Source organism: Mesorhizobium sp. M7A.F.Ca.US.005.03.2.1, assembly GCF_003997795.1.
Taxonomy (GTDB): Bacteria; Pseudomonadota; Alphaproteobacteria; order Rhizobiales; family Rhizobiaceae; genus Mesorhizobium; species Mesorhizobium ciceri.
The window spans coordinates 1-6,298 of record NZ_RZRP01000342.1; the positions used below are offsets into that span (position 1 = coordinate 1).

Here is a 6,298-nt window from a genome sequence, read left to right on the forward strand (position 1 = left end):
ATACCAGGACGAGGCGGCGCACCGCTTCGGGATGCTGGACGGCCATGCGGAAGGCGACGCCGCCGCCCAGCGAATAGCCCATGACATCGACCTGGCTGTAACCGAGCGCCTTGACGATGGCGGCCATGTCGTCGCCCATCGCCTCCACGGTGAATGGTCGGTCACCCAGCGCGGTGCGGCCGTGACCCTGCAGGTCGACGCCGATGACGGTGCGGTTTTCGGCAAGTTTCGGCAGGATCGGCGCGAACATATCCGTGGTGCCAAGACCACCATGCAGCAGAAGCAGCGGCTCGCCCTTGCCATAGATCGCATAGTAGTAGTTCAGGCCGTTGATCGTCAGAAGGCCGGACTTTTCCGGCTTCGGCAGTGCATTCGTTTCAGTCGTCATGGCAGGTTTTGTCTCCTCTGCATTGGTGATGCCCGGGCAGGCAAGCAGTGCTGCGGCCGAAGCAAAAATGGCGAAAAACAGGGTTTTGAACATATCGATCTCCTCTCCTGTCGATATCAAGGCGTTATGCGGATCAAAGCGTTTTGGCGAGTTCTTCGAGCTGGTCGGCGCACTGTCCCCAGCCCTCGTGGAACCCCATCTTCTCATGCTGTTCGCGGTCGGCGACGCTCCAGTGCCTGACCCGAGCGATGTAGCGGGTCTTGCCGTTGCCCTCGTCCTCGAAGGTCAGCGCGACGGTCATGAACGGCTTTTCCGAAGGCTGCCAAGCCTCAGTGTAGGCGTCGGTGAGGACGATCTTCCTGCCGGCAACGACTTCGAGGAAGACACCTGGGTTGGGGAACTCGTTGCCGTCCGGGCTGGCCATGACGACAAGGCTCGAGCCACCGGCGCGCACATCCATCTCCGCGCGCGGCGTCGTCCACGGTTTTGGAGAGAACCAGCGCGTGATCAGTTTCGGATCGGTCCAGCAGCGATAGACGTTCTCGCGCGGCGCATCGATGATGCGGGCGAGAACCAGTTCGCGGTCGTTGGTGGGGGCGATGTCGAGCTTGGTGGTCATGATGGCGTCCTGCGTTTGATCTGGCTTCCGTCCCAAGGACGAGCCGATGAACCGCAAGCCGACATCGGCCAGCGAAAATTTTGCGACACCGTTTCGATTGACCCGAGGCGTCACTCACCTTCGTCATCCACGGGCGGAGCAGGAACGCAGCTCCGTCGCGGAGACCCGAGGATGACAAAGTGATCGATGGGCCAAAGCCTCAGTGGCGCTTGGCTTGCACCAGATAGGCCTCGATCTCGGTCTCGCCGAGCCACTTTGCCGCTTCCAGCCGGTGCAGGCCCTCGACGAGGATGTGGCGCTTGCCGTCATGGCGGACCTGGATCGGCGTCTTCATGCCGTTTTCCAGAATGTCCTCGGCGAGATGGCGGACGGTCTCGGGATGCAGCGTCTTCTTGCGCGCCGTCGGCACGTAGATCTCGTCGACCTTGACCTTTTGCACTCTGAGCATGCCGACCCCCGTGGCGGAAACGCCGCCACCCCTGAGATAGTCCGTTTGATGGAGGTGGCCAAGGGTGCGGCTAACGAATACGAAGTCCGAAGGCCATTCTCGGTTCGAAGATGCCAGGGACAGCAGATCGTTTGCCTGTCGTCGCGCGTTTCGATATTGCGTCTGCGCGATCGTCGAAGGCCACGGAGCAAATCCCCATGAGCAAATCTCTCGTCACCTTTGTCGGCGTCGCCCATCCCTGGATGTGCGACGTGATGGGGCACGTGAATGTGCGTCACTACGCGGCGATGTTCGATGATGCCAGCTTCCAGCTTCTCGGCCATATCGCCGGACAGGACGACAACCAGGCGTCGCAGATCGGATGGGCCGACGTGCGCACCGAAATCGACTATCGGCATGAAACGAAAGCCGGTGCGCTCATCACCATCCGCTCGCATGTCGTGAAGATCGGCCGCACCTCCATCACCTTCGAACAGGTGATGTTGGGCTCGCTCGACGGCATTGTCCGCGCATCGAGCCGGACGACAAGCGTGCGCTTCGACCTTGCCGCGCGCGCCTCGGTCGCTCTGGACGAGCCGATGCGCGACCGCTCTTCGGCCTTCCTGATCGAATAAGCCTGTCTCCGCCCGTCAGCCTATGTAGATGCGGTCCTCGAGGGGCGTGTCGGCAATCAGCGTCTGCAGCCCTGACAGCAGCGCCTTCTCGGCGCGGTTCATCACCTTGTCCGGATTGACCAGCAGGAAGATGTCGATGGCCGGCGGCGCGTCATAGGGCGGCAGCCGCCACAGCATTCCATCCGCCACGTCCCGCCGCGCGACGTGCAGCGGCAGCGGCCCAATGCCCAACCCGGCGACGATCATGCGCCGCACCTCTTCCAGGCTCGAGGACACGCCGACGACATCGGCGTTGAGCCGGGCCTCGCTGCGCAACAGCGCGACCGGCCGCAACGCATCCGAGATGTGGTCGGTCTGGAACGATACCGAGGGCTCGCCCCGGAGATCGGTCAGCGTCAGCCCGGTTTGCCCGTAAAGCCTGTGCTGCGGCCCACAGAAGAAGCCGAAGAACTCGCGGTAGACCATCGCATATTCCAGCGCCGGATCGCGCTGGCTGACCAGGCAGATGCCGAAGGAAGCACGCCGGTCCCTCACCTGCTTGGCGACTTCGGTGCTTGCTGCGACTGAAATGGTGATGCTGGCGTGAGGGTAGTTGCTGTGGAACTCGGACAGCGCCTGATCAAAGAGCGGCGAGACGACATGGCTTGCCGTCGCGATCATCACATGGCCGGTAACATCGTCGCTGATGCCGCGCATCAGCAGCGGCAACTGCGATATGGTGCCGAACACCTCGACGCTCTGCTCGTAGAGAAGCCGCCCGACCTCGGTCAGTTCGAAGCGCGTCGCGTCGCGCTCGACCAGACGCCGGCCCACCCGGTCCTCCAGCCGCCGCAGAGCATTGCTGACGCTGGGTTGCTTGAGGTTCAGTCGCTCCGCAGCTCGCGTGATGCCCTTCACCTCCGCGATGACGACGAATGTCCGCAGAAGGTTCCAGTCGAGATCCCAGACCAGTCGTTCGGGGCGTGGAAGTACCATTCCTGATATCTATGCTCTCTATTCCCATTATCTATTTGCGCAATGATACCGCAAAGGCAATCATTGATGACAGGAAAGCGTCTGCACGCCTCCCAAGAACAAACCTTGCGCGCCATCCAGAGGAGAGGAAATCAGATGAACAGAGTATTTTCCGGCATCGCCGTTGCGGCCCTGCTGCTTGCGTCGACCTTCACTGCCGTTTCGGCCAGGGCCGACGACCTCGAAAAGATCAAGGCGGCGGGCGAGCTGAAGATTTCCATGAGCGGTCAGTATCCGCCCTTCAACTTCGTCAACGACCAGAATGAAGTCGTCGGTTTCGACGCCGATATCGGCAAGGCCATCGCCGAGCGCATCGGTGTCAAGGGCACCATCATCACCACGGCCTGGGACGGCATCATTGCCGGCCTGCTCGCCAACAAATACGACACCGTCGTTGGCTCGATGACGATCACGCCTGAGCGTGAAAAGGTGGTCGATTTCGTCGGGCCTTACTACCACGCCGGCCGCGCCGTTTTCGTCAGCGAGCAGTCGAAAGTGCAGAGCCTCGACGACCTCAAGGGCAAGACCATTGGCGTGACGCTGGGCGAGACGCATGAGAAATGGGCGCGCGAAAAGGGCGGCTGGGATATCCGTACCTACAAGGGCCTGCCGGAACTGCTGCTGGAGCTGAGGGCCGGCCGCGTCGACGCGATAGTCGTCGACAACATTCCGGTCATGGTTGCCGTCAAGGAGACGGGCGAGAAGGTCCGCAAGCTCAACACGCCCGATATCGAAGGCGGCGCTGTTGCCATCGGCATCGCCATCCGCAAGGACAATCCGGAGCTCAAGGCTGCGATGCAGAAGGCGCTGGACGACATGCTGGCGGACGGCAGCTACGAAAAGATCTCGATGAAGTGGGTCGGCAGCGACATCCGCTGATCTCTCCTGGCTTCAGGCGACCAAAGCCGCCTGAAGCCGAGCGTTACTCCTGCTGGACCCTTTCATGGATTTCTCCTTGATGCAGCGCGTCTTCCCGTTCTTCGTGGAGGCCGCCTTGGTGACGATCGAGATCACGGTGTTGGCCCTGATCCTGGGCCTCGCGGCTGCTTCATTGGCCGCGGCCGCCAAGATGTCGAAATCGGCAATCCTGCGGACCATCGGCACGCTCTATGTCAGCCTGTTTCGCGGCACGCCGTGCCTGATCCAGCTCTTCGTGCTCTATTTCGGCGGCCCGCAGATCGGCATCAATCTGGAGCCGTTCGCCGCCGGCGTTATCGGCCTCGGTCTCAACATCGGCGCCTATATGGCGGAATCGATCCGTGGTGCGCTGGTCGCGGTCGACAGGGGCCAGACGGAGGCCGCCCGCACAATAGGCTTCAGCCGTTTCCAGACCTTGCGCAAGGTCGTGCTGCCGCAGGCCGCACGGCTGATGATCCGGCCGCTCGGGGTCAATACGGTTGCTTTGTTGAAGGGATCAGCACTTGTGTCGACCATTTCAGTCGTCTAACTGACCTACACCGCCCAGCGCTTCATCGGCTCCACCTACAAGCCGTTCGAGATATTCGGCGTTGCAGCCCTGCTCTACATGATCATGGTCTACGCGGTTGCGCGGTTCGTCGACCTGCTCGACAAACGCTTCGCCATCGTCTGACCGGAGAGCACGATGCAAGGTTTGGATTTCACCGTCGTCGCGCCCTACTGGGACCTTCTGTTGATTGGTGCCTGGTGGACGGCGGTGCTGACGGTCTCGGCGGGCGCACTCAGCTTCGTCGGCGGCATCCTGTTCGCGGTCATCGTGCTCTACGCTCCGAAGATCGTCGCCTATCCCGTGCGCGCCCTCATGTGGGTGTTCATGGGTACGCCGCTGCTGTTGCAGCTGTTCCTGATCTATTTTGGCTTGGTGCAGATCGGCATCGACATTCCTGCCCTTGCCGCCGGCATTGTTGGGCTCGGCCTGCACTTTGCCGTCTACAATGCCGACATCATCCGCGCCGGCATCGTGGCCGTCGATGTCGGCCAGACGGAGGGTGCGCGCAGCATCGGCTTCGGCAAGTGGCAGACGCTGCGCCATGTCGTGATACCGCAAGCCATCCGCAACACGGCACCACCGATCGGCGGCAATCTGATCGCGCTGTTGAAGGAATCCTCGATCGTCTCGGTCATCGGCATCGCCGAGTTGGTCCATTCGGCCCAGCTGGCGATCAGCGAAACGTTCCGCCCGTTCGAGTTCTACATCACCGCAGCGGCGCTTTATTACATTCTCAATCTTGTGCTCGAGGCGGCCTTGCGTCGGTCTGAAAGACATGTGGAGGTTTCCCGATGAGCACGCAGCGGCCAATGGTCGAGGTTCGCGGCGCGCGCAAATCGTTTGGCGCCGTCGAGGTCCTCAAAGGCATAGGCCTGTCGGTCGATCGCGGGCAGATCGTCGCCATCATCGGCCCGAGTGGCTCCGGCAAGAGCACGCTGCTGCGCTCCATCAACCATTTGGAATCCCTGGACTCCGGTGAAGTCTGGCTCAACGGCGTGCAGGTCAACCAGAAGCTGCACGGCCATGCCTTCGAGCGGCACATCAACAAGGTGCGCCAGCAGATGGGCATGGTGTTTCAGCACTTCAATCTGTTCCCGCATCTGACTGTGATCGAGAACATTTCCATGGGACCGATCATCCTAAAAGGCATGACCAAAAGTGACGCGCATGCGCTGGCGCATAGCCTCTTGTCCAAGGTCGGGCTCGCCGACAAGATCGACGCCTACCCCTCGCGGCTTTCGGGCGGCCAGAAGCAGCGTGTGGCCATTGCCCGTGCGCTGGCGATGCAGCCCAAGGTGATGCTGTTCGACGAAGCCACCTCGGCGCTCGATCCGGAACTGGTCGACGAGGTCAACGCGGTGATGAAACAGCTTGCCGCCGAACACATGACCATGCTCATCGTAACGCATGAGATGCGCTTTGCCGGCGAAGTAGCCGACAGGGTGCTGTTCATGGATGGCGGCGTGATCGTCGAGGAAGGCCCGCCCGGCGACATGTTCCGCGCGCCGCAGAAGGACCGCACGCGCAGCTTCCTCAAGAAATATCTTTCCGCCTGAGGATGACCATGAACAGCCCAAACACGGAATTCCCCGATTTCGGACTGACGCCCCACCAGCGCCGGCAAGCCGTGCGCGGCCACTACTGGGAGTGGCCGGGCATGGATGGCGAACGCGGCGAGATCTGGTGCTACAGCGACCGGTTTTCCTATCGCGCCGGCGAAACGGTGGCTTTGCATGTCAGTTCGACA

At 61.7% G+C, this 6,298-nt stretch carries 8 protein-coding genes and 2 pseudogenes; 6 read left to right on the forward strand and 4 right to left on the reverse strand.

Annotated elements, in window-relative coordinates:
• The 3 genes from EN991_RS19295 to EN991_RS19305 form a co-directional block, all read right to left on the reverse strand.
• A partial coding sequence (locus EN991_RS19295) for an alpha/beta hydrolase (RefSeq protein WP_164769200.1) occupies positions 1–481 on the reverse strand: 481 nt, incomplete at its 3' end.
• 40 nt (positions 482–521) lie between these two features.
• Positions 522–1,007 carry an SRPBCC family protein gene (locus tag EN991_RS19300; RefSeq protein WP_024504356.1) on the reverse strand — a complete coding sequence of 162 codons (486 nt, stop codon included), beginning with the start codon at positions 1,005–1,007 and terminating at the stop codon, positions 522–524.
• 199 nt (positions 1,008–1,206) lie between these two features.
• Entirely contained in the window at positions 1,207–1,455 is a 249-nt protein-coding gene (locus EN991_RS19305; protein ID WP_013532091.1) for a ParB N-terminal domain-containing protein, read from the reverse strand.
• A gap of 197 nt (positions 1,456–1,652) precedes the next feature.
• Between EN991_RS19305 and EN991_RS19310 the strand changes: the two genes are divergently transcribed.
• A complete protein-coding gene (locus tag EN991_RS19310) occupies positions 1,653–2,069 on the forward strand; it encodes an acyl-CoA thioesterase (protein ID WP_024504355.1) in 417 nt (138 codons plus the stop codon).
• 15 nt (positions 2,070–2,084) lie between these two features.
• Here the strand turns inward: EN991_RS19310 and EN991_RS19315 are convergent, their stop codons facing one another.
• Positions 2,085–3,044 carry a LysR family transcriptional regulator gene (locus EN991_RS19315; RefSeq protein ID WP_127369329.1) on the reverse strand — a complete coding sequence of 320 codons (960 nt, stop codon included), beginning with the start codon at positions 3,042–3,044 and terminating at the stop codon, positions 2,085–2,087.
• 135 nt (positions 3,045–3,179) lie between these two features.
• Here EN991_RS19315 and EN991_RS19320 point away from each other — a divergent pair, with 135 nt between their 5' ends.
• From EN991_RS19320 to EN991_RS19340, 5 genes and pseudogenes are all read left to right on the forward strand, one after another.
• On the forward strand, positions 3,180–3,962 hold the full coding sequence (locus EN991_RS19320; RefSeq protein ID WP_024504354.1) for an ABC transporter substrate-binding protein: 783 nt from the start codon (positions 3,180–3,182) through the stop codon (positions 3,960–3,962).
• 64 nt (positions 3,963–4,026) lie between these two features.
• A pseudogene (locus EN991_RS19325) lies at positions 4,027–4,674 on the forward strand (amino acid ABC transporter permease).
• Between the two features lie 12 nt (positions 4,675–4,686).
• Positions 4,687–5,346: an amino acid ABC transporter permease gene (locus EN991_RS19330; RefSeq protein WP_127369330.1), complete on the forward strand. Its 660-nt coding sequence runs from the start codon at positions 4,687–4,689 to the stop codon at positions 5,344–5,346.
• Complete coding sequence (locus EN991_RS19335; RefSeq protein ID WP_127369331.1) at positions 5,343–6,107, forward strand: amino acid ABC transporter ATP-binding protein; 765 nt, start codon at positions 5,343–5,345, stop codon at positions 6,105–6,107. Before EN991_RS19330 ends, EN991_RS19335 begins: the two co-directional genes overlap by 4 nt.
• 8 nt (positions 6,108–6,115) lie before the next feature.
• Positions 6,116–6,298 (forward strand): annotated as a pseudogene (locus EN991_RS19340) (hypothetical protein); the annotation flags it as partial.